Source organism: Nocardiopsis sp. iso_237 (assembly GCF_056173345.1).
This window is the reverse complement of record NZ_CM149669.1, coordinates 6259799-6286775: the sequence shown is the minus strand read 5'-3', so window position 1 is coordinate 6286775 and position 26977 is coordinate 6259799. Positions and strand designations below refer to the sequence as shown.

The following is a 26977-nucleotide window of genomic DNA, read 5'->3' as shown; positions in this document are numbered from 1 at the left end:
CGATGCGATCGGCCGTCGCCCCTACTGTGCACTGCTACGCAAGCTCCGCAGCCTCGCACAGCGGGGGCCCGGCAATCTCTCGCAAGACGATGAGTGAAGCTGCCCCTACTGTGCGCTGCTACGCAAGCTCCGCAGTGTCGCACAGCGGGGGCCCGCCCGGGTTTGGCTGTCCGAGCTTCATCGGCGCAGTGAGAGGCAGCCTGGTGGTCGTGAGCGCGGAATGATCCAAAAAACACGACCTAACCGGCCAGGAGTCCGTTCACGGCCTCCGGCGACAGGATCTCCTCGCTGACCATCGCCGCGCAGCCGCGCACGCCGGCGTCGTCCCACAGCGTGCTCGCCACGATCCTCAGCTGGCGGGTGGCCAGGGCGGTGCACTGCTGGAACACCACCTCGCGCACGCCCGCCACCAGGTGGTCGTAGGCCTCCGAGAGGTCTCCGCCGAGCACGATCAGCTCCGGGTTGAGCAGGTTGACCGCGCCCGCCAGGGTCTCGCCCAGCCGCCGCCCGGCCTCGCGCACCAGCGTGACCGCCACCGGGTCGCCCTCCGCCGCCAGCGCCACCAGCTCCTGGAGCCCGGCCGCCTCGCGGCCCCGCTCGGCGGCCTGGACCAGCAGCCTGCGCCCGCCCGCCACCGCCTCCAGGCAGTCGGTGTTGCCGCAGCGGCACGGCAGGCCGCCCCCGTCGCGCACGGGGACGTGGCCGATCTCCCCGGCCGCGCCCAGGGCGCCGCGCAGCAGACGCCCGCCGGAGACCAGCCCGGCGCCGATCCCCGTGGAGACCTTCACGAACACCATGTCGTCGGTGTGGCCGTGCCCGCCCGCGATGTGCTCCCCGAGCGCCATCACGTTCACGTCGTTGTCGACCATCACCGGGACGGGGAAGCGCTCGGCGACCAGCGGCCCCAGGGCCACGCCCGCCCACTTGCCGAGGAACGGGCGGTCCTCGGCCCGCCCCGCGTGGAACTCCACGGTGCCGGGCAGCCCGATGCCCACCCCGCGCACCTCCTCGGGGGAGCGGCCCAGCCCGGCGATCTGCTCCGACCAGGTGTCCAGGAGCCAGGGCACGGTGGTGTCCGGCCCCTGTTCCATCCGGGGCGAGCCGGGGGCCCGTACGAGCACCCGGCCGTCGAGGTCGCACACCGCCGCCTGACTGCGGACCATGCCGAGGGCCGCGGTGAGGATCAGTCCGCTGGAGGCGTTGAACTCCAGGAGTGTGGGCGGGCGGCCCCCGCTGGAGGCCGCGCGGGTCCCCTCCGTCACCAGTCCGCCGTCCATCAGCTCGGTGACCCGCAGGGCCACGGAGGGCCGGGAGAGCCCCGTCGCCCGGGCGATCTCGGAGCGGCTGGTGGCGCTGCCGGTGCGGATCATCTCCAGGATGTGTCCGCTGGTGGCGGTGGAGGACAAGCGTCCGGGGGTTCTGGCCATGCCTCATTCAACCATTCACTCGACGGTGTGGCTTGAAGGTCGTGCACTTATGTAAATTAATGTTAGGAAGTGTGCTTGGATTTTTACCATAGTGGGATTAAGGTCGAAACCGGACCGCAAGCCTCTGGACAGCGCCCCCCGCCCCGTGCGGCGGTCTCCCCCCACACCCCCGCCACCCCCGTTCCACCCCTCGCACGTCCCCCTCCCGCAGGAGCCCACCGAATGCCGCAGCAGCCCGCGCCCAGCCCCACCGACCTGGTGGTCTTCGGCGGAACCGGTGACCTGTCCATGCGTAAACTGCTCCCCTCCCTCTACCTCCTGGACCGCGACGGCCACCTGGGCGCGGACACCCGGGTCGTCGCGGTCTCCCGGGACGGCCTCACCGACGCCGACCTGCGCGACAAGGCCTCCTCCGCCGTCCGGGGCCACAGCGCCGTCCAGGTCGTCGAGCCCGACGTCCTGCGCCGCTTCCTCGGCCGCCTCTCCCACATGACCCTCGACGTCGGCGGCGACCCCTCCGGCTGGGCCGACCTCGCCGCCGCCCTCACCCCCGGCCGCGACCGCGTCTTCTACCTCGCCGTGCCGCCGATGATCTCCGGGGCCATCTGCCGGGGACTCCGGGACGCGGGCCTGGTCACCCCCGAGTCCCGCGTCGTCATGGAGAAGCCGCTCGGCCGCGACCTCGCCTCGGCCCGGGCCGTCAACGACGAGGTGGGCGCGGTCTTCGACGAGTCCCGCACCTACCGGATCGACCACTACCTGGGGAAGGAGACCGTGCAGAACCTGCTCGTACTGCGGTTCGCCAACGTCTTCCTCGAACCCCTGTGGAACGCCCGGTGGATCGACCACGTGCAGATCACCGCCGCCGAGACCGTGGGCGTGGGCGGACGGCGCGGCTACTACGACTCCTCCGGCGCCATGCGCGACATGGTGCAGAACCACCTGCTCCAGCTGCTCTGCCTCACCGCCATGGAACCTCCGGCCAGCTACGACCGCGACGCCGTCCGCGACGAGAAGCTCAAGGTCCTCCAGTCCCTGAGACCGATCACGGGGGACCGGGTCTCCGAGCACACCGTGCGCGGCCAGTACACGCGGGGGACGGTCCAGGGCGAGGAGGTCCTCGGGTACCTGGACGAGGCGGGCGGCCCGGCGACCAGCGACACCGAGACCTTCGTGGCCCTGCGTGCCGAGGTCGCCAACTGGAGGTGGGCGGGCGTCCCCTTCTACCTGCGCACCGGCAAGCGCCTGGAGCGCGCCCGCTCCGAGATCGTGATCCGCTTCCGCGACGTCCCGCACACGATCTTCCCCGGGGCCACCGCCGCCGGAGCGGGCAGCCTCGTCATCCGCCTCCAGCCGGACGAGGGCATACACCTGACCATGCTGGCCAAGACGCCCGGCGCCGGGGCGCTGCGGCTGCGGCCGGTCCCGCTGGAGCTCAGCTTCGCCGACACCTTCTCCACCCGCTCTCCCGAGGCCTACGAGCGGCTGCTGACGGACGTGTTGGCCGGGGACTCCACCCTCTTCATGCGCCGCGACGAGGTCGAGGCCGCGTGGCGCTGGGTGGACCCCGTCATCGAGGCCTGGAACGGCCTCGGCACCGCACCCGAGACCTACCCCGCCGGAAGCTCCGGTCCCGCAGGAGCGCAGCGGCTCATCGGCCGCTCCGGCAGCACGTGGCACGAAGAGGAGCAGGCATGACCGCGCACACCCACGGCACCGCGACCCCCGCCGCCGTCCATCCGGTGATCGAGGAGGTCACCCGGCGTCTGACCGAACGCAGCGCCCCGACCCGCGCCGCCTACCTGGCACGTGTCCGCGAGGCGGTCGGCCAGGGCCCGGCCCGCACCTCCCTGGGCTGCGCCAACCTCGCGCACGGGTTCGCCGCCTGCGGGGTCGGTGACAAGCTCTCCCTGGCCGGGGACGTCACCCCCAACCTGGCGATCGTCTCCGCCTACAACGACATGCTCTCCGCCCACCAGCCGCTGGAGACCTACCCGGCCGTCATCAAGAAGGCGGTCGCGGAGGCGGGCGGCGTCGCCCAGTTCGCGGGCGGGGTACCCGCCATGTGCGACGGCATCACCCAGGGCCGCGCGGGCATGGAGCTGTCCCTGTTCAGCCGGGACGTCATCGCGATGTCCGCCGCCGTGGCGCTGTCCCACGACATGTTCGACGGCGCCCTCATGCTCGGCGTGTGCGACAAGATCGTGCCCGGCCTGCTCATCGGCGCCCTGTCCTTCGGGCACCTGCCGGTGGCGTTCGTCCCCGCCGGTCCGATGCACTCCGGCCTGCCCAACAAGGAGAAGGCGCGGGTCCGCCAGAAGTTCGCCGAGGGCAGGGTCGGCCGCACGGAGCTGCTCCAGGCCGAGTCCGCGGCGTACCACTCGCCGGGCACCTGCACCTTCTACGGCACCGCCAACTCCAACCAGATGCTCATGGAGGTCATGGGCCTGCACCTGCCCGGGGCCAGCTTCGAGCAGCCCGGAACCCCGCTGCGGGAGGCCCTGACCGCCGAGGCCGGTCGCCGCGTGCTCGGGCTGACCGCCCTGACCGGGCACCACACCCCGGTCGGAGAGCAGGTCGACGAGAAGGCCGTCGTCAACGCGGTGGTCGCGCTGCTGGCCACCGGTGGATCCAGCAACCACACGCTGCACCTGGTCGCCATCGCCCGCGCGGCCGGGATCCAGCTCACCTGGGACGACTTCGCCGCACTGTCCGAGGCCGTGCCGCTGCTCACCCGCATGTACCCCAACGGCGCCGCCGACGTGAACCGCTTCCACGAGGTGGGCGGCATGGCCTTCCTCATCGGCACCCTGCTGGACGCCGGGCTCCTGCACGAGGACGTCCGCACCATCGCCGGACCTGGCCTGGACCGCTACCGCCGGGTGCCCGAGCTGACCGAGGGCGGTGAGCTGACCTGGGTGGACGGCCCCACCGAGAGTGCGGACACGACGGTGCTGCGCCCGGCCGACGACCCCTTCGCCCCCGACGGCGGGCTGCGCATGCTGGAGGGCAACCTCGGCCGCGCCGTGATCAAGGTGTCCGCCGTGGCGCCCGAGCGGCACGTCGTGGAGGCCCCCGCGCGGGTCTTCGCGGACCAGGCCGAACTCCAGACGGCCTTCGCCGCAGGTGAGCTGACCGGGGACTTCGTCGCGGTGGTGCGCTTCCAGGGGCCGCGCGCCAACGGCATGCCGGAGCTGCACAAGCTCACCCCGCCGCTGGCCGTCCTCCAGGACCGGGGACAGAAGGTCGCCCTGGTCACCGACGGGCGCATGTCCGGGGCCTCCGGCAAGGTGCCCGCCGCCATCCACGTCTCGCCCGAGGCGGAGGCGGGCGGCCCGCTGGCCAGGGTTCGGGACGGCGACACCGTTCGACTGGACGCGGTCCGGGGCACACTGGAGGTCCTGGCCGACCTCGACGGGCGCGAGGACGCCCGGCCCACGGTGGACTCCTCCGTGGGGACCGGACGCGAACTGTTCGCCGCCCTGCGCGGGGCGGTCGGCCCGGCCGAGACCGGGGCCGGGGTCTTCGGCCACTGAGCCCGGGCGGGTCCTCGGGGCCCGCCGCCCACTCCCGTCCTCCGTACCCACTGACCACTTGGAGACAGCCATGACGACGATCCCCCGCTCAGGTGCGGACGTGCTCGACCTCGCACCGGTGATGCCCGTGGTGGTGGTCGAGGACGCCGAACAGGCCGTGCCGCTGGCGCGCGCCCTGGTCGAGGGCGGACTGCCCGGCATCGAGATCACCCTGCGGACCCCGGCGGCCCTGGACGCCATCGAGCGCGTCGCCCAGGAGGTGCCGGAGGCCGTCGTGGGCGCCGGGACCGTCGTCAACGGCGAGCAGGCCCGCGCCGCCGCCCAGGCGGGGGCGCGCTTCCTCGTCAGCCCCGGGTGCACCCCGACCCTCGCCCGGGAGATGGCCGACACCGGGCTGCCCGCCCTGCCGGGGGTGGCCACGGTGTCGGAGGCGATGGCGCTGCTGGAGCTCGGGCTGACCGAGCTCAAGTTCTTCCCGGCCGAGGCCTCCGGCGGGGCGGCGTTCCTGAAGTCGCTCACCGGCCCGCTGCCGCAGGTCCGGTTCTGCCCCACCGGCGGGATCACCGCGCGGAGCGCCCAGAGCTACCTCGCGCTGGCCAACGTGGGCTGTGTGGGCGGCAGCTGGCTGACCCCCGCCGCGCTGGTCCGCGAGGGCCGCTGGGACGAGGTCACCCGGCTCGCGCGGGAGGCCGCGGCGCTGGAGCGCTGAGGCCGAAGCCCGGACGACCCCGGTCCGGCCCCCGCCGTGCCAGGCCGCGGAGCTCGCGTGGCAGCGCGCAGTGGGGGAGACGGCCGCCCGCACCGGTGGCGGCTTCGCGGCCACCGGTGCGGGCATCCACGAAACACGCCCTAGCCGACACCGGAGGACCGGGCGTCGACCAGGACCTGCACGCCGTCCAGGACCCGCTCCAGGCCGAAGGCGAACTCGTGGTCCGCCTCGTAGAGCGCCTGGTGGGTGGTGCCGACCGACACACCCACCCGGGCGGCGGTCGGGTGCTTGGACTCGTCGGCCAGCGCGGCCAGCAGGGGGTCGGCGGTCCGCCACCACTGCTGGTCGTCCATGCCCGAGTCCCGCGCCAGCCACTCGGAGTTGACGGTCTGCCGCGCCGTGCTCTCCACGTAGCCGTTGACCAGGCTGACCGTGGAGTCCATCTCGACGTCGCTCAGACCCAGCCCGTCCACGGCGGAGAGCTCGTGGTCGTACTTGGCGATGAGGTTCGGGCCGAGCAGGCGCGTGGTGACGGTCTGGAGCATCCACGGATGGCGGATGTAGAGGTCGCGATTGGCGTGCGCGATCCGGTGCAGGCGCTCCCGCCAGGTACCGGACCGGTCGCCGGTGTCCAGGTCGGCGTAGGCGGCGTCCACCATCAGGTCGATGAGCTCGCCCTTGCCGGGCACGTAGGTGTACAGGGACATCGTGCCCACGTCCAGGGCCTCCGCGACCCGGCGCATGGACAGCGCGTCGAGCCCTTCGGCGTCGGCCAGCCCGGTGGCGGCGGCCACGATCCGGTCGACGCTCAGCCCCGGTTTCCCCCTGCGGCGGCTCGCGGGTTCCTGGGTGCGCCACAGCAGGGCCAGACTGCGCGCGGGGTCGCCACTCTTGCTGTTCTGCGGGGACATCGGTCCGTCCTGGTACTGGGTCCGTAGGGCGTACGGGTCAGTGTACGTCCGTGGAGCCCCGCCCCCGCGCGCCTGAGGGGCCGCGCGGGGGCCGGGGTCAGCCGCCCAGGGAGCGGTACCGGTGCACGGACAGCGGCGCGAACACCGCGACCAGCAGCAGCGGCCAGACCACCGCCATCAGCAGCGGGTTCTGCGCGATCCAGGAGTCACCGGCCACGGTCGGGTTGCCGAACAGCCCGCGCGCGGCGGCGACCGTGGACGACATCGGGTTCCAGTCCGCGACCGCGCCCAGCCACACCGGCATGGTCGCGGTGGCCACGAACGCGTTGGACAGGAAGCCGATCGGGAACTCCAGGGTCTGGATCACGGCGATCCCGCCCTGGCCGCGCAGGACCAGGCCCACGTAGATCCCCACCCACACCAGGGCGAACCGCAGCAGGAGCAGCAGCCCGAACCCGGCGAGGGCCGCGCCCGCGCTCCCGTGCCACTGCCAGCCCACGAGCGCCCCGAACCCGACCAGCACGGCCAGCGTGATCGTGGACCTGAGCATGTCCGCGAGGCAGCGGCCGACCACCACGGCGGAGGCGGCCATGGGCATCGACCGGAACCGGTCGGTGATCCCCCGGGTGGCGTCGGTGGTCACGGCGGTGACGGTCTCCCCGAGGCCGAACACCATGACCATCGCGAACATGCCGGGCATGAGGTGCTCGGTGTGGTCGCCGCCGCCGGGCACGGACATGGCGCCGCCGAGCAGGTACACGAACATCAGCACCATGAGGACGGGGAAGAGCAGTCCGAAGAGCAGTTCCCACGGCTGCCGCCACCAGTGCAGGACGTCGCGGCGGGCCACCGTCCATCCGTCCACGGCCGCCCAGCCCAGGCGCGACAGGGGCCCGGGCGGGGAGGCGACGGCGGGCGGGGTGAGGGTGCGCGCGGTGTCGTTCATCGCCGGACCTCCGTGGTGGTGTTCCGTCGCTCGGGACCGGTCAGGTGCAGGAAGACCTCGTCGAGGCTCGGGGCGCGCAGGACCACGTCGGCCACGGCCACGCCGCCCTCGTCCAGGGCGCGCACGGCCCTGGTCAGGGAGGCGGCGCGGTCGTCCACCTCGGTGCTGAGCCGCCGTCCCTCCGGACTGGTGGTCACGGTGTGCCCGGTGGCCCGTTCCACCAGGGCCGCCGCCTCGGCCAGGACCCCCTCGTCGCGCACGACCACGTCGATCCGGTCCCCGCCGATCCTCGACTTCAGTTCGGCGGGCGTGCCCTCCGCGATCACGTGACCGGTGTCGATCACCGAGATCCGGTCCGCGAGCCGGTCGGCCTCCTCCAGGTACTGGGTGGTGAGCAGGACGGTGGTGCCGGTGCCGACCAGGTCGCGCACGGCGGACCAGACCTCGTCGCGGCCGCGCGGGTCGAGGCCGACGGTGGGTTCGTCGAGGAACATCACCGGCGGGCCGAGGACCATCCCGGCGGCGAGGTCGAGCCGGCGCCGCATCCCGCCCGAGTAGGTGCTGACCGGGCGCTTCCCGGTGTCGGACAGGCCGAAGCGCTCCAGGAGTTCGTCGGCCCGACGGGCGGCGGCGCGTGCGCCCAGGTGGTGGAGTCGACCGAAGAGTTCCAGGTTCTGGCGGCCGCTGAGGATCTCGTCGACGGCGGCGTTCTGGCCGACCAGCCCGATGCTCCGCCGGACCTGGACGCCCTGGGCCGCCACGTCGTGTCCGGCGACCTCGGCGGTGCCCTCGTGCGCGCGGATCAGGGTGGTGAGCACGCGGACGGCCGTCGACTTCCCGGCTCCGTTGGGCCCGAGCAGTCCGTGGACGCCGCCCCGATCGACCTGGAGGTCGAACCCGCGCAGGGCCCAGGAGGTCCCGAACCTACGGCCGATCCGCCGCGCGCTGACGGCGGTGGCGGGATGTGCTGTGGAAGCCATGGGTTCCCTTCTCTTCGTACCCCGTACAGTACGGCGTACGGAGAAGGGAACGCAGGGCCGGGGCCGGATAATTCCTTATGGCCTAAGGTTTTCCGGTGATTCTCGTTGTCGCAGGTGGCGAGGGTGCGGTTCGGGTCCTAGTCGCGGCCTCCGGTCGGGGCTCCACCGTGGCGGGGCCGATGGTGTGCGCGTCTTGAGCGGGTCCCGTGCGTCGGTCCTTCGGTGGGGGCGGCGCGGCCGGTCAGGGGTTGGAGACGAAGGCGCCCGAGGTGACGGCGTCGGTCGTGATCCTCGCCGTTCTCCGCAGGTCCGCCTGGGAGACCGGCTCCCGGCTGACCAGCAGGCGGTAGTAGACCGGCGCGACCACCGACCGCACCACCTCCTCCGCGTCGGTGCCCTCGGGGGCCTCGCCCCGGGCGACGGCCTCGGTCACGACCACTGCGGAGCGGCGGTGCCGGTCGCCCATGAAACCGCGCAGGGCCTCGGCCACCAGCGCGGACTCGAAGGCGGCCGCGACCGCCGCCGCCGACACCTCGCGTTCCGGCGCCTCGGTGAAGCCCTCCGCCACGGTCTCGGCCAGCGCCAGCAGGTCCGTGTAGAGGGCGCCGGTGCGCGTCGGTGCCCAGTCCCGGTCCGCGGACCACTCCAGTGCGGCGCGCACCAGGCCGTCCACACCACCCCAGCGGCGGTACACGGTGGCCTTGTGCACCCCGGACCGCGCGGCCACGAGGTCGACGGTGATCGCCCCGTACCCGTGTTCCCCCAGTTCGTCGAGGGTGGCCTGGAGGACGGCGGTGGTGTTGCGCGCGGTGCGGCCGCCGGGGCGGGTGCTGCCCGGCGCGGAATCCTGTGAACTCATAACGCAACCCTAGTTGCGTTTGCCTGCCCGTCGTGTCATCCTGCTACTGCGACATCCGTCGCATCAGCCCACCCGAAGGAGGAGTTCGTCATGGGCCCGCGTCGCTCGACCCCGTGTCCCCAACCGTTCCACGCCACCTTCGGGAGATCCCTTGTCACACACCATCGTCTGTACCGGGCTCGGCCTGACATGGGCTGACGGAACCGTCGCCCTCTCCGGGCTGGACGCCGCCCTGGGTGCCGGGCGCACCGGGTTGATCGGCCGCAACGGCAGCGGCAAGTCGACCCTGCTCGGACTCATCGCCGGGCGGCTCACCCCGACCGCCGGAACCGTCACCGTCAACGGGGAGAAGGCCACCGAAAACGGAGGAGTGGCCCACCTCGACCAGTCGCTGACCCTGGACACGCGTGCCACCGTCGCGGAACTGCTCGGCGTGGAACGGGCCCGCGCGGCCCTGCACGCCATCGAGGCGGGGGAGGCCACCGAGGCCAACTTCGCCGCCGTGAGCGAGGACTGGGACATCGAGGAGCGGGCCCTGGCCCAGCTCGAACGCTTCGGATCGCCTCTCGCGGGGGACACGCCACTGGACCGACGGGTGGGCGGGCTCTCCGGGGGTGAGGCCGTCCTGACCGCCCTGGCCGGGATCGCCCTGCGCCGCCCGGACGTCACCCTGCTCGACGAACCCACCAACAACCTCGACCGCCGCGCCCGGGAACGCCTGCACGCCGCGATCGAGTCCTGGCCCGGCGTGCTCGTGGTGGTGAGCCACGACCGCGAGCTACTGGAGCGGGTGGACCGGATCGCCGAACTCCGCGACGGCCGCCTGCGTACCTGGGGAGGGAACCTCACCGCCTACACCGAACAGCTCGCCGTGGAACAGGAGGCGGCCCAGCGCATGGTCCGCGTGGCGGAGGCCGACGTGCGCAGGGAGAAGCGCCAGCTCGCCGAGGCCCAGGTGAAGTTGGCCCGCAGGGTCCGCTTCGGCAAGAAGAAGTACGAGACCAAGCGCGAGCCGCGCGTGATCATGAACCAGCGCCGAAGAGAGGCGCAGGTCGCGGCGGGCAAGCACCGGATCATGCAGGAGGAGAAACTGGACACGGCGCGCGAGGACCTCGACCGCGCCGAGGAGAGTGTCCGAGACGACCCCGGCATCCGGGTCGACCTCCCGGGCACCGAGGTCCCCGCCGGACACGACGTCCTGGAACTCAGCGGGGGAGACGGGCGCCTGTACCTGCGCGGCCCCGAACGGGTGGCGCTCACCGGCCCCAACGGATCGGGGAAGACCACCCTGCTGCGGATGGTCCTCGACCGTGCGGCCGGGCGTTCCACCACGGTGGACCACGGACCACCGGTGAGGGTGGAGCACGTCACCGACCGCGTCGGCCACCTGCCGCAGCGGTTGGACGTTCTGGACCCCGGCCTCAGCGTGCTGGACAACCTGCGCGCCGCCGCACCCTCCGCCAGCGTGCGGAGTCTGCGCGCCGGGTTGGCCCGCTTCCTGGTGCGCGGAGAGCGGGTGCACCAACCCGCCGCGGAGCTCTCCGGGGGTGAGCGCTTCCGGGTGTGCCTGGCCCGCCTGTTGTTCGCGGAGGTGCCGCCGCGCCTGCTGATCCTGGACGAGCCCACCAACAACCTGGACCTGGACAGCCAACGCCAGCTGGCCGAGGCCCTCGACGCCTACCGGGGCGCCCTGATCGTGGTCAGCCACGACCACGCCTTCCTGGGGGAGATCGGGGTGACCCGCCACTGGGTCCTCACCCGGGGCCGCCCGCCCAGGGAGGCGGCCCCGCTCACCGCCGGGTGAGGGGCCGCGCCGGACCTCGTCGTGTGTGGAACGGTGCCCAGGGAAGCACCTGAGGTGGCCCGTCGAGGCGTCGGCCTGACCTGAGGTCGGGTCGACGGGCCGGGTGATCTACGGAGGCGTCCGCCCGACCGCGGGTCAGGTTCGCGCCGCTGATCAGGACGCGCTGACCTGGGGGCGGCTGGGGAGGCGGCCCGATCGGGGGACGGGTTCGTGTGGAGTGTCCGTGAACCGGAGCGTCCAGGGAGCGCCTGGGCTGATCCGGCGGTGCCTCTGTGGAGGTATCGCGTTCGCGTGGAGTGTTCGCGAACGGGGTCGCCCCGGAATCACCCGGGGCCCGACGGGCCGGGGAAGGAGGTGCCGGCGGGCACCAGGCCCGATCGGGGGCGCTACCCGGTGAACTGCTCCGCGTGCTCGGCGGCCCACTGGGCCAGGGTGCGGCCCGGGCGGCCGGTGACGCGCCGGACGGTGTCCTGGACCTGCCCGCCGACCTCCGGGGGGTTGGCCGCCAGATCCAGGGCGAAGGCCACGTACTCCTCGTCGTGCCCCTCGGCACGCAGGCTCCGGGCGGTCTCCTCCGGGCTGAGCCGGACCACCGCGACCTCCCGGCCGATCGCGGTGGACAGCCGCTCGGCCTGCTCGGCGGGGGTCAGGGGCTCCGGGCCGCTGATCGGGTACGACCGCCCGCCGTGGCCGTCCTCGGTGAGGGCGCTGACCGCCACCGAGGCGATGTCGGCCTCGTGCACCATGGCGCTCGGCTGGTCGCGGGACACCCGCATCAGGCCCTCGGCGCGGATCTCCTCGGCGTACGCGAGGAGGTTGGACATGAACTCGACCGGGTTGAGGAAGGTCCAGGCGAGCGTGCTCCCGCGCAGGGCCTCCTGGACGCCGCCCTCGTGGAAGTCGGACAGCACCGTCACCCGGCGCACGCCCGCGGACGCGGCCAGTTCGACCAGGCGCGGCCCGGTCTCCAGCGCCGCGTAGTCGTCGCCCCCGAAGGTGATGAGGTGCAGGCCCTCGACGCCCCTGAGGTGGGGCACGAGCGAGTCGGGGTCGGTGAGGTCGCCCCGGACCGCCTCGGCTCCCTCCGGCAGTGCTCCCCGCGCGCGTTCGGGGTCACGGGTCAGGGCGCGCACGGGGTGTCCGGCGGCGACGAGCTGCCGGACGATCTCGCGGCCGACGGTGCCGGTGGCCCCGGCGATGAGAAAGGTCAAGACGCATCCTTCCGTAGTGCGTACAGTACATCGTACGGTAAGGATCAGGCGGGCTTGGCCGGGCAGTCCCGGAGGTGGTCGTCGACCACGCCGGTGGCCTGGAGGTAGGAGTACACGATGGTGCTGCCCACGAAGTTGAAGCCGCGCTTCCTGAGGTCCCGGCTGATCCGGTCGGACAGGTCGGTGGTCACCGGTACCTCCTCCGGGACGGACCAGTGGTTGACCACCGGTTCGCCCCCGACCCAGCCCCAGAGGTAGGGGTCGAAGCCGCCGAACTCCTCCCGGACCCGCTGGAAGGCCTGGGCGTTGCGCACGGCGGAGGCGACCTTGAGGCGGTTGCGGACGATGCCGGGGTCGGAGAGGAGCCGGTCCGTCTCGGTCGGTCCGTAGGCCGCCACCCGCTCGAAGTCGAAGCCGTCCATGGCGTTCCGGTAGTTCTCCCGCTTGTTCAGCACCGTCGACCAGGACAGACCCGCCTGGGCGCCCTCCAGGACGAGCATCTCGAACAGGTAGCCGTCGTCGTGCGAGGGGCGCCCCCACTCGTGGTCGTGGTACTCGGTCATGAGCTCGGAGGCGTTCCGGGCCCAGGCGCAGCGGCGGGTGTCGGTCATGGGTGCTCCTCGAAGGGGTGGTGCGGACGGGCACCCATCGTCGCGGAGACCGGTGACGGTCGGCGGGAACCGGGTGCCCAGGGGCGTGGAAAAGGAGAAACACGTTGTGCGGACGGTGCGCCCGGGAAAGGATGGAACGGTGACAGACGCGCCGAGTACCCCACCGTCCCGCTCCACCGCCCCCAGGGTGCGGCTGGTGGAGATGACCGAGCCCGTGCTCGCCGCGCTGGCCGAGGGGGACACGGTGACGGCCAGCACCCACGTGGGCGTCGGGCTCGGAGAGCACTTCGCCACCGAGGAGATGCGCTGGCTGAGCCGGTACCGCCTCGGGCAGATCCAGGCGGTCCCCGACCGGGCGGGGTGGCTGACCAGCGTGGTCGTGGACGACGACCACGGTTGGGCGGTGGGCCACGCCGGGTTCCACGGTCCGCCGGACGAACGCCGGATGGTAGAGATCGGGTACTCCGTGGTGCCGGAACTGCGGCGCCGGGGCTACGCGCGGGCCATCCTGGTCGAACTGCTCCGCCGGGCCGACGCGGAGCCGGAGGTCGCCGTGGTGCGGGCCTCGATCCGGCCGGACAACGCGGCCTCGAACGCCACCATCGCCGGGTTCGGCTTCGAGCACGTGGGCGAGCAGTGGGACGACGTCGACGGCCTGGAGTACATCCACGAACGCCCCTCCCCGCGCCCGGACCCGGCGCCCTAGCGGACCGCGCGCGGATCGCCCCGGCTGGCCCACCAGGCACGCTTCTCGGCGGTCCCGCCGGACCCCGGATGTTCGGAGCGGTGAGTGGTGCCACCCGGCGTCCTCGCCCAGGGGCTCCAGGTCACCGCCACTTCCACACCTTCGACAACGAGGGCGATCACCCGGCGTCCCCACCCCGGCCGATCCCGGCCGGAGTGGGAAACACCGGTCAGTCGGTGCCGTGCCAGGAGCTCCACAGGGCCGCGTAGGCGCCGCCCGCCGCGATGAGCTCCTCGTGCGAGCCCAGCTCCGTGACGCGCCCGTCCTCGACCACGGCCACCCGGTCGGCGTCGTGCGCCGTGTGCAGCCGGTGTGCGATCGCGATCACCGTCCGGCCCTCCAGCACCGCCGCCAGCGACCGCTCCGTGTGCCGCGCCGTCCTCGGGTCCAGCAGCGAGGTGGCCTCGTCCAGCACCACCGTGTGCGGGTCCAGCAGCACCACGCGGGCCAGCGCCACCTGCTGCGCCCGGGCCGGGGACAGGGCCTCGCCGCCCGAACCCACCCGGGTGTCCAGGCCGTCCGCGAGCCCCCGCACCCAGTCGGCGTCCACCGCGTCCAGGGCGCTCAGCAGGGTGCCGTCGTCCACGTCGGCGCCCTCGGCGGCGGCGATGGCCAGGTTCTCCCGCAGGGTCCCGGCGAACACGTGGTGCTCCTGGTTGACCAGGACGATCCGCTCACGCAGCACCCCGGGGGCGAGCTCGGCCACGGGCACCCCGCCCAGCGACACGTGCCCGGAGCCCGGTACGTCCGCCCCGGACAGCAGACGGCCGAGCGTGGTCTTGCCCGCCCCTGACGGCCCCACCACGGCGAGCCGTTCCCCGGGGCGCACGCTGAGGTCGATCCCGCGCAGCACGTCGTGGCCGGGCACGTAGGCGTAGCGGACGCCGGACAGTTCGATCCGGTCGTCCGCCGGGACCAGGCCCGGGTCCGACGACTCCTCCGGCAGCCGCTGCACGCCCCGCAGACGCGCGAACGACGCCCCGGCCCGCTGGAGCTCCTCCATCCTCTGGGTGACGCCGATCGTCGGGTCCACCATCTGCTGCACGTACAGCAGGCAGGTCACCAGGGTGCCGAGGCCGATCCCGCCGTTCAGGTACAGCGCTCCGCCCACCAGCAGGGTGACGGAGACGGGCAGCACGAAGACGGACTCCGCGACGGGGAACAGCACCGACCGCAGCCGCAGACTGCCCCGGCGGGCCCGGTACAGGACGCCGACGTCCCGGTCGGTCACCGCCCGCCGGTCCTCCTCGATCCGCAGGGCCTCCACGGTGCGGCCGCCCTCGGCGGTTGCGGTGGTGCCCTCCAACGCGGTGGAGAGGGCCGTCCCCTCGGCCAGGTAGGTCTCGCGGGAACGCCTCAGGTACCAGCGCGCGGCGGGCCACACCAGGGGGAAGCCGAGCAGGGCGCACAGCCCCAGCAGCGGGTGCAGCCAGGTGATCGCGGCCACCAGCACCAGGATCTGGAGCAGGCCCATGCTGATCTCCGGCAGCGCGCCGCGCAGGCTGCCGCCCACGTTCCCCACGTCGGCGGAGACACGAGTGGTGAGGTCGCCGGTGCCCGAGCGCTCCACCACACGGGTCGGCAGGGACAGCACACGGCCCACGAAGTCCTCGCGCAGGCGCCGCAGGACGTGCTCCCCGAACCGGTAGACGGCGCGGCGCGCGTACCGGGTGAGCAGGAGCTGCACGAACGCGGCGGCGAGCACACCGGCGGCCAGCCGGTCCACCGCGCCCAGGGTGGCGGTGCCCGCCTGCACCATGTCGACGATCCGGCCCAGGAGGTAGGGGCCGACCAGACCGGCGCCGGTGGCCAGGCAGGTCAGCAGGACCACCCGGGCCACCCGCCCGCGTTCGGAGCGCAGCAGCAGGAGGGTGTCCCTGCGGACCTGGGCGCGGTCCGCGACGGGGAGTCGATGGCTCATTGAGGGGTCCCTTCGTCGGCGCCGACCCGGCCGTTCTCCTCGTCGGAGGCCCCACGGAAGACCAGCGTCCGGTAGTCCGGTCGGTCGAGCAGTTCACCGTGGGTGCCGACCGCCGCGGCCCGCCCGTCCACGAGCAGGACCACCCGGTCCGCCCGGTCCAACAGGAGCGGCGAGGTCCCCGCGACCACGGTGGTGCGTCCGGAGCGGGCCTCGTGCAGCCGCTCGGCCACGGTGGACTCGGTGTGCGCGTCCACGGCCGAGGTCGGTTCGACCAGCAGCAGCACCTCGGGGTCGCAGAGCAGCGCCCGGGCCAGCCGGACCCGCTGGCGCTGACCGCCGGAGAGGTTGCGGCCCTGCGGTTCGACGGCGGAGTCCAGTCCGTCCGGCATGGAGGTGACCACGTCGTCGGCGCCCGCCACGTGCAGGGCGGCCTCGATCGCCGTGTCCGCGTGGGTGCCGTGCGGGTCCAGGACCTCGCGCAGCGAACCGGCGAACAGGTGGGACTCGTTGTCGGACACCAGCAGGCGCCGACGCACCTCCCCGACCTCCACGTCGCGCAGCGGGATCCCGCCCCACAGGGTGTCGGAGGCCGTGTAGCGGCCGAGCCGGTCCACCACGGCGGCGGCTCCGGCGTCGGCCGACACGAGGGCGGTGGTCAGGCCCGGCGGGACGCGCACGCCCGAGTCGGGTTCGACCAGCTCCGCGCCCTCCTCCGGGCCGGGCAGGTCCCGGCCGCTGCCGGTGGGCGGGGGGTCGAGGGTGAGCAGGTCGAGGGTCCGGCGCACGGACACCAGGCCCTCGATGATGGCGCTGGCCCCCTCGATGAGGAAGAACACCGGCAGGATGAGGATGGCGACGTAGGCGTAGACGGCGACGGTCTCACCCACGGTGATCTGCCCGTTCACCGCCAGGCGCGCGGCCACCCAGGTGACGGCTCCGAGGAAGACCACCGGCAGGCAGGCGCTCACCGCGTGGAACCAGCTGGTGGTCTCGCTGACCCGGTAGCCCTGGTGCAGCAGCTCCCGGGACCGGTCCTCGTAGCGGCGGGCGAAGTGCTCCCTGCCGCCGATCCCGCACAGGACCCGAAGGCCGGACACGATGTCGGCGGCCAGCGCGGTGGTGCGCCCCTGGTGTTCGCGGTAGACGGTCTGGTGGCCGTGCAGGCGTCCCATCAGCGGTCCGATGACGGCGGCCAGTACCGGCACGCCGAGTACGACGATGGCGGCGAGCAGCGGCGAGATGGTGAACAGCAGGACCGAGACGCCCGCGTAGGCGACGACCGCGCCCACTCCGGGGCCGGTCAGGGTGAGGATCTGGGCGATGCGCAGGACGTCCGAGGCCTGCACCGTGGAGAGCTCACCGGAGGAGACCCGGCGGGACAGGGAAGCGCCCAGCACGGTGGAGTGGCGGGTGATCACGCGCATGGTCCGGTGCGCGGCGTCCGTCCTGACCAGGGACATCGTCCGGTGCCGCAGGATCGACACGGTGGCGGTGGCCACCGCCACCAGGGCGCCGGTCCCGGCCCACAGGACGAGGACGCGGGGATCCTCGGCGCGCAGCCCGTCGTCGATGGCGCGGGCGAGCAGATACGGCGGGAACACCAGCCCCACCATCCACAGGGTGCCGTAGAAGGAGCCGCGCAGCACCCGCCACGGCTGGGAGGAGATCAGCCACCACACGTAGCGGAGGGGGCCGCGCAGGTCGGGATCACCGGTGGGCGGAAGGGCCGAGCGGGGGAGCGGGCGGCTGCCCCAGGGGCCGGGGACGCCCGTGGTCTCGGGCAACTGACACCTCCGTGTGCGCTGGATCACGCCCATCAAACCAGGGTGCGGGGCCGTGCCAGGGACGAACCCCGCAGGGACCCGCGCGGCCCTGGTCGGAACCGTCCCGAGGAGGGCCGGACCCGGCCTCGGTGACCGGACGTCACCCCTGGGTAAGGGGATGACAGGCGGTCGGCGGCGCGGTAGAACGGCACGAGCTGTCCCACCCTCAAAGAACCGAGGAGCACCACCCCTTGACCGCCAATCCGTTCCTGTCGCCCAGCGAACTGCCCTACCGTCTTCCCGACTTCGCGGCGGTCCGCGAGGAGCACTTCCTGCCCGCCTTCGAACAGGGCGTGGCCGAACACCTCGCGGAGGTCGACGCGATCGCCCGCGACCCGGAGCCCGCGACCTTCGACAACACCATCGCCGCGCTGGAGCGCTCCGGCGCGACCCTCATGCGGGTGGAGGTCGTGCTCAACACGCTGACCGGCTCCGACGCCACCGACGGCATCCGTGAGATCGAGAAGCAGGTCGCCCCCCGTGCCACCCGGCACCGGGACGCCATCTCCCTCAACCGCGACCTGTGGGCGCGCATCCAGCAGGTGAGCACGGACGACCCCCAGGAGGCCTGGCTGCTGGAGCGGTACCGCCTCGACTTCGTCAACGCCGGAGCCGACCTCGGTGAGGACGAGCAGGAGCGGCTGCGGGAGCTCAACGCGCGCCTGGCCGAGCTCGGCACCGAGTTCTCCCGCAACGTCGTCCGGGCCACCGGCGAGTCCGCCCTGGTCACCACCGACGTCTCCGACCTCGACGGCCTGGACGAGGCGCGGATCAGCGCGATCCGGCAGGGCGACGAGTACGTCCTCCCGCTGCTGAACACCACCGTGCAGCCCGCGCTGGCCCAGCTCACCAACCGCGCCACCCGCGAGCGCCTGTACACGCTCAGCGCCGAGCGGGCCCCGGAGAACCTGGAGATCGGCGCCCGCATGGCCGAGCTGCGCGCCGAGCGCGCCCGGCTGCTGGGCTACCCCGACCACGCCGCCTACAAGGTCGCCGACCAGACGGCGAAGACCGTCGAGGCGGTCGAGGAGCGGCTCGGCCAGCTGGTCGGCCCGGCCCTGCGCAACGTCGAGAAGGAGGCCGAGGCGCTCGCCGAGCACGCCGGTCACGACATCGAGCCGTGGGACTGGCCGTACTACACGGAGCAGGTCCGCAAGGCCCGCTACGACTTCGACGAGAGCGTGCTGCGGCCCTACTTCGAGCTCGGCCGGGTGATCGAGGACGGCGTCCTGCACGCGGCGACCCTGCTCTACGGCGTCACGTTCACCGAGCGCCCGGACCTCGCGGGCTACCACCCCGACATGCGCACGTGGGAGGTGTTCGACGGCGACGGAACCGCGCTGGGCCTGTTCCTGCTGGACCCCTACGCGCGTCCGACCAAGCGCGGCGGCGCGTGGATGCACAACCTGGTCGACCAGTCGTACCTGCTGGACGAGCGGCCGGTGGTGGTGAACAACCTCAACATCGCCAAGCCCGTCTCCGGGCCCACCCTGCTCACGTTCGACGAGGTCGAGACGGCCTTCCACGAGTTCGGCCACGCCCTGCACGGCCTGCTGTCGGCGGTCCGGTTCCCCCGGGTCGAGGGCACCAGCGTGCCGCGCGACTTCGTGGAGTTCCCCTCCCAGGTCAACGAGATGTGGGCGCTGTGGCCGGAGGTCCTGTCCCACTACGCGCGCCACCACGAGACCGGTGAGCCCGTGCCCGCCGAACTCGTGGAGCGGCTGACCGCCGCCAGCCAGTTCAACCAGGGGTTCGGCACCTTCGAGTACCTGGGCGCGGCGCTGCTCGACTGGGCCTGGCACCGCCTGGCCCCCGGCGAGACCGTCGAGGACCCGGCGGCCTTCGAGGCGCGCGCCCTGGAGGCGGCCGGCGTCCTGCACCCGCTGGTGCGCCCCCGCTACCGGAGCGCGTACTTCCAGCACATCTTCTCCGACGACGGCTACAGCGCGGGCTACTACTCCTACGTGTGGAGCGAGGTGCTGGACGCCGAGAGCGTCGAGTGGTTCAAGGAGCACGGCGGACTCACCCGCGCGGGCGGCGACAGCTTCCGGGAGAAGGTGCTCTCCAAGGGCGGGAGCGTCGACCCGATGGCGGCGGTCACCGACTTCCTCGGCCGCGAGCCCGGCATGGGCCCCCTCCTCACCCGCAAGGGCCTGAACTAGGGAGCGTCCCCCCGCGGCCCGCCCGCCACGGCGGGCCGCAGGGGTGCGGGGGGCGTGATCAGCCCTTCGGCGCGCGGGGCTCACCCAGCCCGGCGCGCTTCCGTGCTCGGCGGCCGACCCCCTCCACCGCGCGCAGCGCGTCCCGCACGTCCCGGTGGGACGGGGTGAACGGCAGGTTGTGGATGGTCTCCTCCGGGGCCGTCGCGGCCGCGACCACCCGGTCCAGCAGCGCGTCGTCGGCGTTGCCCAGCCCGGCCTCGGTGAGGGTGGTGGGCAGACCCGCCCTGGCGGTGAACTCCGCGAACTCCTCCACCTCGGAGGTGGGGGCGCCCTCCAGCAGCAGCTGGGTGAGGGAGCCGATGTTGACCTTCTCGCCGTGCGCGAGGTGGTGGGTCTCGTCGACCGCCGTGAGGCCGTCGTGCACCGCGTGTGCGGCGGCGAGGCCGCCCGACTCGAACCCGAGGCCGGAGAGCAGGGTGGTGGCCTCCACCACCGCCTCCACGTCCGGGGTGACGAGGTCGCGGTCCACGGCGTCCAGCGCGGGGAGCGCGGATTCCCACAGGATGTCCCAGGAGAGCCGGGCCAGGGCGGTGCCCGCGCGGGTGGGGCGTCCCCCCACCATGTTCGTGGCGTCGGAGCCCCGCAGGGCCCGGGCCTCGATCCATGTCGCCAGGGCGTCGCCCACCCCGGCGGCCAGGAACCGCGTGGGCGCCTGGGCCACCAGCTGGGTGTCGACCACCACCAGGGCCGGGTTGCGGTCGTAGAAGCGGTAGGACTCGAAGGCGCCCTTCTCGGTGTAGACCACGGAGAGGGCGGAGGTCGGGGCGTCGGTGGAGGCCACCGTGGCGGCGCTCACCCAGGGGACCCCGGCGTTGGCGCCCGCGGCCTTGGCGGCGTCGATAGCCGCGCCGCCGCCCAGGCCGACGATCACGTCGTGGTCCTGTGACCCGATGACCTCACCGACCCGCTCGGACTCGGTTCTGGTGGGTATGCCGCCGAAGCGCTCGAAGGTGAGCGGGACCCCGGCCTCCGCGAAGGAGCGCTCCAGGGTCGCGCCGACCAGCCCCCGCACGACGTCGTCGGCGAGCACCAGCGGTCTGCTTCCCACGCCTCCGACCAGGGTGCCGAGCCGCTCCATCGCGCCCCGGCCCTGGACGTAGCGGCCGGGCGAGGCGAAGACGCGCAGGGACGGAGTGTTCTGGGCCATGGGAGTTCCCCCTGTGGTTGGTGGTTCTCCTCCCGGCCTGGCCGGTGGACGGGCCACCCAAACGTCATGCACCACAGGTTGCCCCGTTCTTTGCCCCACCCTCTCCGGCCGGGTTCGGGGACCCGGCCCGAGTGCCCCGCGCACGAGGCCCCCGGACGCTGAGCCCCCTTCCCCGCTGAAAGCGCGGGTCTGGGTCCCACGGGAGCGAGTGGGGCCACCCACGTCGACGTTCACACGTGCTGTACTCCCTCGCCGCGGGTTGCGAGCCGGGCGATCGCGTCGGCGCTCGGGCTGCCGGGGTCCGGGGTGTACATCACCAGTTGCAGTTCGGTGCCGGGTAGCAGCAGGATCTGGCGCTCCAGCTCCAGCTCACCCACCTGGGGGTGGCACAGGCGTTTGCGCAGCGTCGGCAACGGGCGCACGTCGTGGTCGCGCCAGCTGGCGGCGAAGTCCGCGCTGAGCGCGGCGAACTCGTTGACCCGCTCACTGAGGGCACTGTCGGCGGGGTGACGGGCGCTGGAGGCGCGCAGCTGGGCCGCGGACCGCCGGATGAACTCGCCTTCCGTGCTCGCTGGTGCCGAGCAGAGGGTGCCCCGAAGCCGAAGGGCCAGTTGCACGACGTTGCGTTCCTCGGTGGGCAGGAGCCCGAAGTCGGTGATCAACGCGGCTGCGGTGGCGTTCCAGGCCACGATGTCCTGACGCTGGTCGACCAGGTAGGCGGGTATCGGGCCGAGCCGCCCCAACAGCCGTCGGGCGTCGGCGGGCACCGGCTCCCGATCAGTGTTCGTGCCGACGGGGATCTGACCGGCCAGCCGCGCCAGGTGTTCACGCTCCGCGACGGTGAGCCGCAGTGCCGCGCTCAGCGCCGTCAACACCTCCGGGGAGGGACGCGAGGCGCGGGCCTGCTCCAGGCGTTCGTAGTAGTTGACCGAAACACCGGCCGCTTCGGCGACCTCCTCGCGGCGCAGCCCCGGAGCGCGCCGGGCGCGTCGTCCTGGCGGGTGGGCCGTCGACACCTGCTCCGGACGTAGCGAGTCCCGCCGACGGCGCAGGAAATCGCCCAGGTCATCTCTGCTCACCCGGTTCATGGTGGCACGGGGCGCCCGGTCCAGCCACGGACTGCTGGTCCGGGGCTCAGCCGTCCGTTCCCCGACTGCGGGTTCGCGTCCAGTGTGGCCTTCACAGCCCGTTGAACACTGGGGGAGACCATGCCTCACACCTGCGAGGAAACGATGTACCGAGTGCCGGATCCGGTGCTGGCCAAGGCTACGGACACCGCTGTCCCGTGGACGAAGGACGGCACCGCCGTGTCCCTGTCCGCCGCCGGGGCCTCGCTGCGCTCGGGAGCTGCCTGGTGACCGGCGTCCTGGTGACGGGCGGCACTGGGAAGACGGGTGGCGCGCTGGTGGGACTACTGCGCGGCGACGGCGTACCGGTGCGGGTGGCCAGCCGCCACCCGTCCGCCGACGACCCCGACGCGGTTCGATTCGCCTGGGGGGATCCGACCACCCACCCTGCCGCACTGCGCGGGATGGACCGGGTCTTCCTTGTTCCTCCGGTGAACTCCGTGGATCCGATGCTGTCGGTCGGTCCGTTCCTGGCCGAGGCGCGACGCCTCGGCGTGCGCCGGGTGGTACTCCTCGGCTCCGCCATCGTGCTGCCGAACGCTCCCGGTGCTGTGGAGATGGCCGAGCGGGTGCGGGCCCAGCCAGGTGGGGTCGTGCTGCGCGCGTCCGGGTTCATGCAGAACTTCCTGAGCCCCCATCCGGTGGGCGAGCGGATCCTGCGCCACGGTGAGGTGCACACTGCAGCCGGTGAAGGCGCGGTGGGTTGGATCGACGCGAGGGACGTCGCGGCCGCCGCCTCCGCCCTGCTGGCCGATCCCGGCGTCGAGCCCGACAGCCAGCGTGACTACCTGCTCACCGGGCCGAAGGCCCTGAGTTACCGGGACGCGGCGGCGATCATCACCGCCCGCACCGGTCGGGCGGTCCGGGTGGTGACGGTCGGGACCGACGAGCAGGCCTCCGCCTACTGGGCCGCGGGAATGTCCGCCGAGTTCTCCGCCGCCATCGCCGCCGTGGAGGACGGCATCAGGCGCGGCCTACACGACCGGGTCAGCACAGCGGTGTTGGAGCTGACCGGCCGTCCGCCCCGCACCTTCGACGAATTCGTCCAGGAGCACGAGACCAGGTGGTGGGACAACGGGGGGTCCGACCACTGATCGGCGGAGGGCAGAGGGAGGGCGGCCCCTGCCCGTCCCCGTAGCGCGCCCACCGCCCTCTCCGGCGGCCACAGCGGACGATCCCGCCCCCCCCGGAGAGGTACCCACGCGGCATGGCGACGAACGCGGGGGTCGGACTGGCGCGTCGGCCCCGTCACCGGACCATGGCACGGGTCACGGCTCTACCGCCGAATCCCCTGGTGGTCCTCCTCGCCCCCTGTCCACCCCTGTCGGCGTCGAACCCGCGCCGACCGGTTCCGGCTCGGGGCCTCGCCCGGCCGGCCCGGCCGCGGCTCCGGAGGCCGCACGGCCCGTGCGTCCCTTGGCCTTCTGCCGCCTGGCCAGCGGTTTCAGAGTGCGCTGGACGATGAAGTACTCCGCCACGAGCACGTTCACCAAGAAGGAGGCCCAGGCGCTCGCGTGGTAGATGTCGTCGAAGGTCAGGGACGGGAAGAACCTCTCCTGGAGCGCCAGGCCGGTCATCAGATAGATCCGCAGGCTCACCGCGGCGAAGGTGAGCGCGTAGTTGCGGATCATCCAGACACGGTGCAGTTGGACCTCACCGCGGCGGATGGTGGTGTAGGCCTGGTAGAGGGTGTAGAGCCAGGCCGCGGCGAGGATGTAGAAGGCCACCTGTACCGAGAACCCGCTGACCGAGTAGGTCGCGGCGAACAGGGCCGCGATCGAACCCAGGACGATGGAGACCATGTAGATCTGCCCGGCGATCCGGTGCGCCTTCGGGTAACGGACGCGAACCCGGGTGAGGAACTGGAACGGGCCGATGAGCAGCGCCAGCGAGCTCGGGACCGCGTGCACCGCGATGGTCACGTAGTGCGAGGCGAACAGGTCGTTGAGCGGGATCTGGTTGCGTTCCACGCCACCGACCAGATAGGTCTGCGCCGAGTAGACGGCGATACCGACCGCGGACGTGGCCAGAAGACCCCACAGGGCCCACCACCATCGTCGGCGCGTCGACTTGGTCATGCTGGTCAAGGTCTCCCCCACGTAGGAGTAGCAGGCGGCTGTCACCGACATGCTGCTGCGTGGGCGGGTTCGTTCGCGTCGGTGATCGTCGCCTAATCGACCGTTTCCAACGGTTGATCCAGTTCGGGCAGGTCCTTGAGCTGCCTGCGGGAGGTGATGTCGAGCTTGCGGAAGATCCTGCGCAGGTGGGCGTCGATGGTCCGCGGGCTCAGGAACAGCCGTGCGGCGACCTCCTTGGAGGTGGCGCCCGCCGCCACGTACCGAGCGACGTGGACCTCCTGCATGGTCAGACGGTCCAGGGGCCGCTCTGAGCGCTCACCCACCACCTCACCGGTCGCCCGGAGCTCGTTGGCCGCCCGGTGGGCGAAGGCCTCCATCCCCAGATCGGAGAGCATCCGGTGTGCGGTGCGCAGCTGCTCTCGTGCGTCGCGGCGGCGGTTGCGGCGGCGCAGCCATTCCCCGTAGCGCAGGTGTGACCTGGCCAGTCCGGGTACGGCGGGGCTGCGTTCCAGCACCTCGATGCCCTTGCGGTGGTCGGCCTCCGCTTCGGTGACCAGAGCCCGGGTGCTTGCCAGAACGCCCTGGGCCCAGCTGGTCTCCACCGGCTCGGTCCGCTCGGCCAGGGACTCCAGTGCGTCGGCGGCCAGGCTCTCGTGCCCGCATCGGGCTGCGGCCTCCACCAGTTCGGGAAGAATGATCCCGGGTAGGAACAGCCCCGCGTCCTGCGTCCCGCTCACGGCCGCGTCCAGCGCGCGCGAGTAGTCTCCGAGTCCGTTGTTGAGCACGGCCCTGGCCCAGTGCATGTTGGCCGGGAGCTGCCCCCGGCCTCGGCGCTGCGCCTCCTCCAGGAGTCGGAACGCCTCCTTGTCGCGGCCGCGTATCGCGGCCAGGTGGAGGCGCGGGTACATCTTCGGTGCGTCTTCGAGGGCGTCGGCGATCGCCTCCTCCTCGGCGATGGCGGCGTCGGCCCGCCGGAAGTCGCCGGTGAGCACCGCGGAGATGGCCGTCTGCGCGAGGGCGAGCCTGGTCAGGGTCAGCGATCCGCTCTGCCGTCCGGTGCGCGTCATCCACTCGGTGATGCTGGTGTGCACGCTGTGGTCCCACAGATCGGCGGAGAGCAGGCTGGCCAGCCCCGGGTGGTGGGCCCACGCGGCGGCCTCCCCGGTGAGCACACGGCGGACCATCGGCACGCCTTCCCGGTAACGCCCGGAGGCGAGCAGGCTCAACGCGTCCAGGAGGTCGGGGGCCCGGTTGGTCGAGGGGGCGGTGTGCGCGGCTTCGAGGACCTGCTCCATCACCCCGGCGGGTCGGCCGGTCAGCAGTGCCGTTTCCAGGGCGCTCACCAGGGAGGAGCGAGTCAGCTCCGGGTCGGTGGCGGCCAGGCGGCGGGCCGCTCGCAGGAGGAGGCGCGGCCCGTCCTGGGCCTCCTGCCCGCCCCTGAGGAGGGCGAGCTTGCCGCGCAGCAGGTCGACCGAGGCTTGCAGGGGTCCGTCCAGGGTGTCGGCGTCGACGCTGTTGAGCAGGTTCGCCGCGGTGTGCGCCGTGCCCGCGTCGAGGGCTGCCCGGGCCGCCGCGAGTGTGCGTTGAACGCGTGGTCCGGGGGCCAGGGACAGGGCCGCCGCGCGTTCGAGGAAGGCGGACGCGGCCGCCACACCTCCGCGCGCCTGGGCGCGTGCGGCCGCCGATTCGAGCTCGGTGGCCACCTCCTCGTCCGGTGCGCTGCTCGCCTGGGCCCGGTGCCAGGCCCGTCGGTCCGGAGCGGTGACCGGGTCGGTGACCTCGGCCAGGGCCCGGTGTGCGGCCTGGCGGCGCTCCAACCCGACCCCCCAGTACACGGAGGAGCGAGCCAGGGGATGGCAGAAGCGGACGCGTGTGCCGAACTCGACCAGTTCGGAGGCCTCAGCGGCGGGTGCGGCCTCTGCCACGTCGATGCCCGACCGTCGGGCCGCGGCCCAGAGCAGGTGCGGGTCTCCAGTGGGTTCGGCTCCGGCCAGGGTCAGAAGTCGCCGCGCGGGTTCGGAGAGCCCCCCGAACCTGGTGTGGAAGCTCTGCTGTACGCGTTGCGCGACCGGGGAGGGGGTGGGCGGGACGAAACCGCCGGCCTTGGGCAGCTCGATCAGGGCGAGCGGGTTGCCCCGGGCTTCGCTGAGGAGGCGTTCGCGTACCTGTGTGTCGAGTGTGGTGGTCTTCTCCGCGCTCAGAAGAGAGCGGGCGTCGGTGTTGTCCAGACCGCCCAGGGTGAGACCTGGCAGCTCGTGCAGGCGGGGTTCGGCGGTCCGGGTCGCGAACACCATGGCGAGGGGTTCGGCGGTGATACGCCTGCCCAGGAACACCAGTGCCCGGGCCGATGCGTGGTCCAGCCAGTGTGCGTCGTCGATGACGCACAGCACCGGTTGTTCCCGGGCGGCGGTGGAGAGCAGTTCCAGAGCCGCGAGGCCGACGCGGTGCGGAGCGGGGTCACCACCGGTCAGGCCGAACGCCACCTGGAGGATGTCACGGTGATCGGTGGGGAGTTGGTCCAGGTGGGTCAGGACCGGCACGCACAGTTGGTGGAGCCCGGAGAAGGGCAGTTCCTTCTCGAACTCTGATCCGGTGCCGTGGAGGATCCGGAATCGCGGCGCGGCGATGTGCGCCGCGTGGTCCAGCAGCGCGCTCTTGCCGATACCCGGTTCGCCGCGCAGGACGAGAACGCCTCCCCGGCCCCGTTCGGTGGCGTCGAGCAGGGTTCTCAGGCGGCCGGTCTCGACGAGCCTGCCGACAAGAGGCCGGGGAGGGGCAGTAGGCATACGCAGAACGATAGTGACCTGGAACGTGGGGTCTGGTCCGTGCTCTGTCCCTGTGGGGGTGTGACGACGGAGTACCCGAACGTGCTGCTCGCCATCCAACGCGACCCCGGGTTTCCACTCACCCGGAACGGACC

The 26977-nt window shown here is 72.8% G+C and carries 21 protein-coding genes; 8 read left to right on the top strand and 13 right to left on the bottom strand.

Annotated features, from left to right (window positions below; genetic code table 11):
* Positions 1-239: 239 nt before the first annotated feature.
* Positions 240-1427 carry an ROK family transcriptional regulator gene (locus AC0VYM_RS28200; protein WP_475457190.1) on the bottom strand — a complete coding sequence of 396 codons (1188 nt, stop codon included), beginning with the start codon at positions 1425-1427 and terminating at the stop codon, positions 240-242.
* A 222-nt stretch (positions 1428-1649) separates the two neighbouring features.
* On the opposite strand from AC0VYM_RS28200, the gene zwf reads away from it, so the two are divergent.
* The 3 genes from zwf to eda all read left to right on the top strand — a co-directional run bounded on the left by zwf (position 1650) and on the right by eda (position 5672).
* Positions 1650-3125 carry a glucose-6-phosphate dehydrogenase gene (gene zwf, locus AC0VYM_RS28195; RefSeq protein ID WP_475457188.1) on the top strand — a complete coding sequence of 492 codons (1476 nt, stop codon included), beginning with the start codon at positions 1650-1652 and terminating at the stop codon, positions 3123-3125.
* On the top strand, positions 3122-4963 hold the full coding sequence (edd, locus tag AC0VYM_RS28190; protein WP_475457186.1) for a phosphogluconate dehydratase: 1842 nt from the start codon (positions 3122-3124) through the stop codon (positions 4961-4963). Before zwf ends, edd begins: the two co-directional genes overlap by 4 nt.
* Positions 4964-5033: 70 nt before the next feature.
* A complete protein-coding gene (gene eda, locus AC0VYM_RS28185) occupies positions 5034-5672 on the top strand; it encodes a bifunctional 4-hydroxy-2-oxoglutarate aldolase/2-dehydro-3-deoxy-phosphogluconate aldolase (RefSeq protein WP_475457185.1) in 639 nt (212 codons plus the stop codon).
* A 140-nt stretch (positions 5673-5812) separates the two neighbouring features.
* On the opposite strand, the gene AC0VYM_RS28180 is transcribed toward eda, so the two are convergent.
* The 4 genes from AC0VYM_RS28180 to AC0VYM_RS28165 form a co-directional block, all read right to left on the bottom strand.
* Positions 5813-6583: a TetR/AcrR family transcriptional regulator gene (locus tag AC0VYM_RS28180; RefSeq protein ID WP_475457183.1), complete on the bottom strand. Its 771-nt coding sequence runs from the start codon at positions 6581-6583 to the stop codon at positions 5813-5815.
* A 97-nt stretch (positions 6584-6680) separates the two neighbouring features.
* Positions 6681-7529, bottom strand: coding sequence for an ABC transporter permease (locus AC0VYM_RS28175; RefSeq protein WP_475457181.1), 849 nt, complete (start codon positions 7527-7529; stop codon positions 6681-6683).
* Entirely contained in the window at positions 7526-8509 is a 984-nt protein-coding gene (locus AC0VYM_RS28170; RefSeq protein WP_475457179.1) for an ATP-binding cassette domain-containing protein, read from the bottom strand. The genes AC0VYM_RS28175 and AC0VYM_RS28170 overlap by 4 nt, the downstream gene beginning before the upstream one ends.
* Positions 8510-8750: 241 nt before the next feature.
* Positions 8751-9368 carry a TetR/AcrR family transcriptional regulator gene (locus AC0VYM_RS28165; RefSeq protein WP_475457177.1) on the bottom strand — a complete coding sequence of 206 codons (618 nt, stop codon included), beginning with the start codon at positions 9366-9368 and terminating at the stop codon, positions 8751-8753.
* Positions 9369-9519: 151 nt separating this feature from the next.
* Here AC0VYM_RS28165 and AC0VYM_RS28160 point away from each other — a divergent pair, with 151 nt between their 5' ends.
* On the top strand, positions 9520-11172 hold the full coding sequence (locus tag AC0VYM_RS28160; RefSeq protein ID WP_475457175.1) for an ABC-F family ATP-binding cassette domain-containing protein: 1653 nt from the start codon (positions 9520-9522) through the stop codon (positions 11170-11172).
* 386 nt (positions 11173-11558) lie between these two features.
* On the opposite strand, the gene AC0VYM_RS28155 is transcribed toward AC0VYM_RS28160, so the two are convergent.
* Both AC0VYM_RS28155 and AC0VYM_RS28150 read right to left on the bottom strand, forming a co-directional pair.
* Positions 11559-12383 (bottom strand): NAD(P)H-binding protein, encoded by an 825-nt coding sequence (locus AC0VYM_RS28155; RefSeq protein ID WP_475457173.1) that lies wholly within the window; start codon positions 12381-12383, stop codon positions 11559-11561.
* Positions 12384-12427: 44 nt separating this feature from the next.
* Positions 12428-12994 (bottom strand): DNA-3-methyladenine glycosylase I, encoded by a 567-nt coding sequence (locus AC0VYM_RS28150; protein WP_475457171.1) that lies wholly within the window; start codon positions 12992-12994, stop codon positions 12428-12430.
* Positions 12995-13133: 139 nt separating this feature from the next.
* Here AC0VYM_RS28150 and AC0VYM_RS28145 point away from each other — a divergent pair, with 139 nt between their 5' ends.
* A complete protein-coding gene (locus AC0VYM_RS28145) occupies positions 13134-13700 on the top strand; it encodes a GNAT family N-acetyltransferase (RefSeq protein WP_475457169.1) in 567 nt (188 codons plus the stop codon).
* Between the two features lie 208 nt (positions 13701-13908).
* On the opposite strand, the gene AC0VYM_RS28140 is transcribed toward AC0VYM_RS28145, so the two are convergent.
* Positions 13909-15660: an ABC transporter ATP-binding protein gene (locus tag AC0VYM_RS28140; RefSeq protein WP_475457167.1), complete on the bottom strand. Its 1752-nt coding sequence runs from the start codon at positions 15658-15660 to the stop codon at positions 13909-13911.
* Complete coding sequence (locus AC0VYM_RS28135; RefSeq protein WP_475457165.1) at positions 15657-17444, bottom strand: ABC transporter ATP-binding protein; 1788 nt, start codon at positions 17442-17444, stop codon at positions 15657-15659. The genes AC0VYM_RS28140 and AC0VYM_RS28135 overlap by 4 nt, the downstream gene beginning before the upstream one ends.
* A gap of 230 nt (positions 17445-17674) precedes the next feature.
* Here AC0VYM_RS28135 and AC0VYM_RS28130 point away from each other — a divergent pair, with 230 nt between their 5' ends.
* The gene (locus AC0VYM_RS28130; RefSeq protein WP_475457163.1) at positions 17675-19645 is read left to right on the top strand and encodes a M3 family metallopeptidase; all 1971 of its coding nucleotides are present in this window, start codon (positions 17675-17677) and stop codon (positions 19643-19645) included.
* Between the two features lie 58 nt (positions 19646-19703).
* Here the strand turns inward: AC0VYM_RS28130 and AC0VYM_RS28125 are convergent, their stop codons facing one another.
* Together AC0VYM_RS28125 and AC0VYM_RS28120 are read right to left on the bottom strand one after the other, a co-directional pair.
* Positions 19704-20852, bottom strand: a complete 1149-nt coding sequence (locus AC0VYM_RS28125) for a glycerol dehydrogenase (protein ID WP_475457161.1) — start codon at positions 20850-20852, stop codon at positions 19704-19706.
* A 230-nt stretch (positions 20853-21082) separates the two neighbouring features.
* A complete protein-coding gene (locus AC0VYM_RS28120; RefSeq protein WP_475457159.1) occupies positions 21083-21931 on the bottom strand; it encodes a helix-turn-helix transcriptional regulator in 849 nt (282 codons plus the stop codon).
* 129 nt (positions 21932-22060) lie between these two features.
* On the opposite strand from AC0VYM_RS28120, the gene AC0VYM_RS28115 reads away from it, so the two are divergent.
* Positions 22061-22210, top strand: a complete 150-nt coding sequence (locus AC0VYM_RS28115) for a hypothetical protein (protein WP_475457157.1) — start codon at positions 22061-22063, stop codon at positions 22208-22210.
* A complete protein-coding gene (locus tag AC0VYM_RS28110) occupies positions 22207-23073 on the top strand; it encodes a Rossmann-fold NAD(P)-binding domain-containing protein (RefSeq protein ID WP_475457155.1) in 867 nt (288 codons plus the stop codon). The genes AC0VYM_RS28115 and AC0VYM_RS28110 overlap by 4 nt, the downstream gene beginning before the upstream one ends.
* Before the next feature lie 174 nt (positions 23074-23247).
* On the opposite strand, the gene AC0VYM_RS28105 is transcribed toward AC0VYM_RS28110, so the two are convergent.
* Together AC0VYM_RS28105 and AC0VYM_RS28100 are read right to left on the bottom strand one after the other, a co-directional pair.
* Positions 23248-24108, bottom strand: a complete 861-nt coding sequence (locus AC0VYM_RS28105; RefSeq protein WP_475457153.1) for a DUF2306 domain-containing protein — start codon at positions 24106-24108, stop codon at positions 23248-23250.
* Positions 24109-24149: 41 nt separating this feature from the next.
* Complete coding sequence (locus tag AC0VYM_RS28100; protein ID WP_475457151.1) at positions 24150-26843, bottom strand: ATP-binding protein; 2694 nt, start codon at positions 26841-26843, stop codon at positions 24150-24152.
* Positions 26844-26977: the final 134 nt, after the last annotated feature.

Bases quoted from the DNA above. Each gene is read 5' to 3' on its own strand.
- zwf (WP_475457188.1), top strand. From the start codon at position 1,650: ATGCCGCAGCAGCCCGCGCCCAGCCCCACCGACCTGGTGGTCTTCGGC.
- AC0VYM_RS28200 (WP_475457190.1), bottom strand. From the start codon at position 1,427: ATGGCCAGAACCCCCGGACGCTTGTCCTCCACCGCCACCAGCGGACAC.
- AC0VYM_RS28105 (WP_475457153.1), bottom strand. From the start codon at position 24,108: ATGTCGGTGACAGCCGCCTGCTACTCCTACGTGGGGGAGACCTTGACC.
- AC0VYM_RS28115 (WP_475457157.1), top strand. From the start codon at position 22,061: ATGCCTCACACCTGCGAGGAAACGATGTACCGAGTGCCGGATCCGGTG.
- AC0VYM_RS28180 (WP_475457183.1), bottom strand. From the start codon at position 6,583: ATGTCCCCGCAGAACAGCAAGAGTGGCGACCCCGCGCGCAGTCTGGCC.
- AC0VYM_RS28150 (WP_475457171.1), bottom strand. From the start codon at position 12,994: ATGACCGACACCCGCCGCTGCGCCTGGGCCCGGAACGCCTCCGAGCTC.
- eda (WP_475457185.1), top strand. From the start codon at position 5,034: ATGACGACGATCCCCCGCTCAGGTGCGGACGTGCTCGACCTCGCACCG.
- AC0VYM_RS28100 (WP_475457151.1), bottom strand. From the start codon at position 26,843: ATGCCTACTGCCCCTCCCCGGCCTCTTGTCGGCAGGCTCGTCGAGACC.
- AC0VYM_RS28125 (WP_475457161.1), bottom strand. From the start codon at position 20,852: ATGGCCCAGAACACTCCGTCCCTGCGCGTCTTCGCCTCGCCCGGCCGC.
- edd (WP_475457186.1), top strand. From the start codon at position 3,122: ATGACCGCGCACACCCACGGCACCGCGACCCCCGCCGCCGTCCATCCG.
- AC0VYM_RS28170 (WP_475457179.1), bottom strand. From the start codon at position 8,509: ATGGCTTCCACAGCACATCCCGCCACCGCCGTCAGCGCGCGGCGGATC.
- AC0VYM_RS28175 (WP_475457181.1), bottom strand. From the start codon at position 7,529: ATGAACGACACCGCGCGCACCCTCACCCCGCCCGCCGTCGCCTCCCCG.
- AC0VYM_RS28165 (WP_475457177.1), bottom strand. From the start codon at position 9,368: ATGAGTTCACAGGATTCCGCGCCGGGCAGCACCCGCCCCGGCGGCCGC.
- AC0VYM_RS28140 (WP_475457167.1), bottom strand. From the start codon at position 15,660: ATGAGCCATCGACTCCCCGTCGCGGACCGCGCCCAGGTCCGCAGGGAC.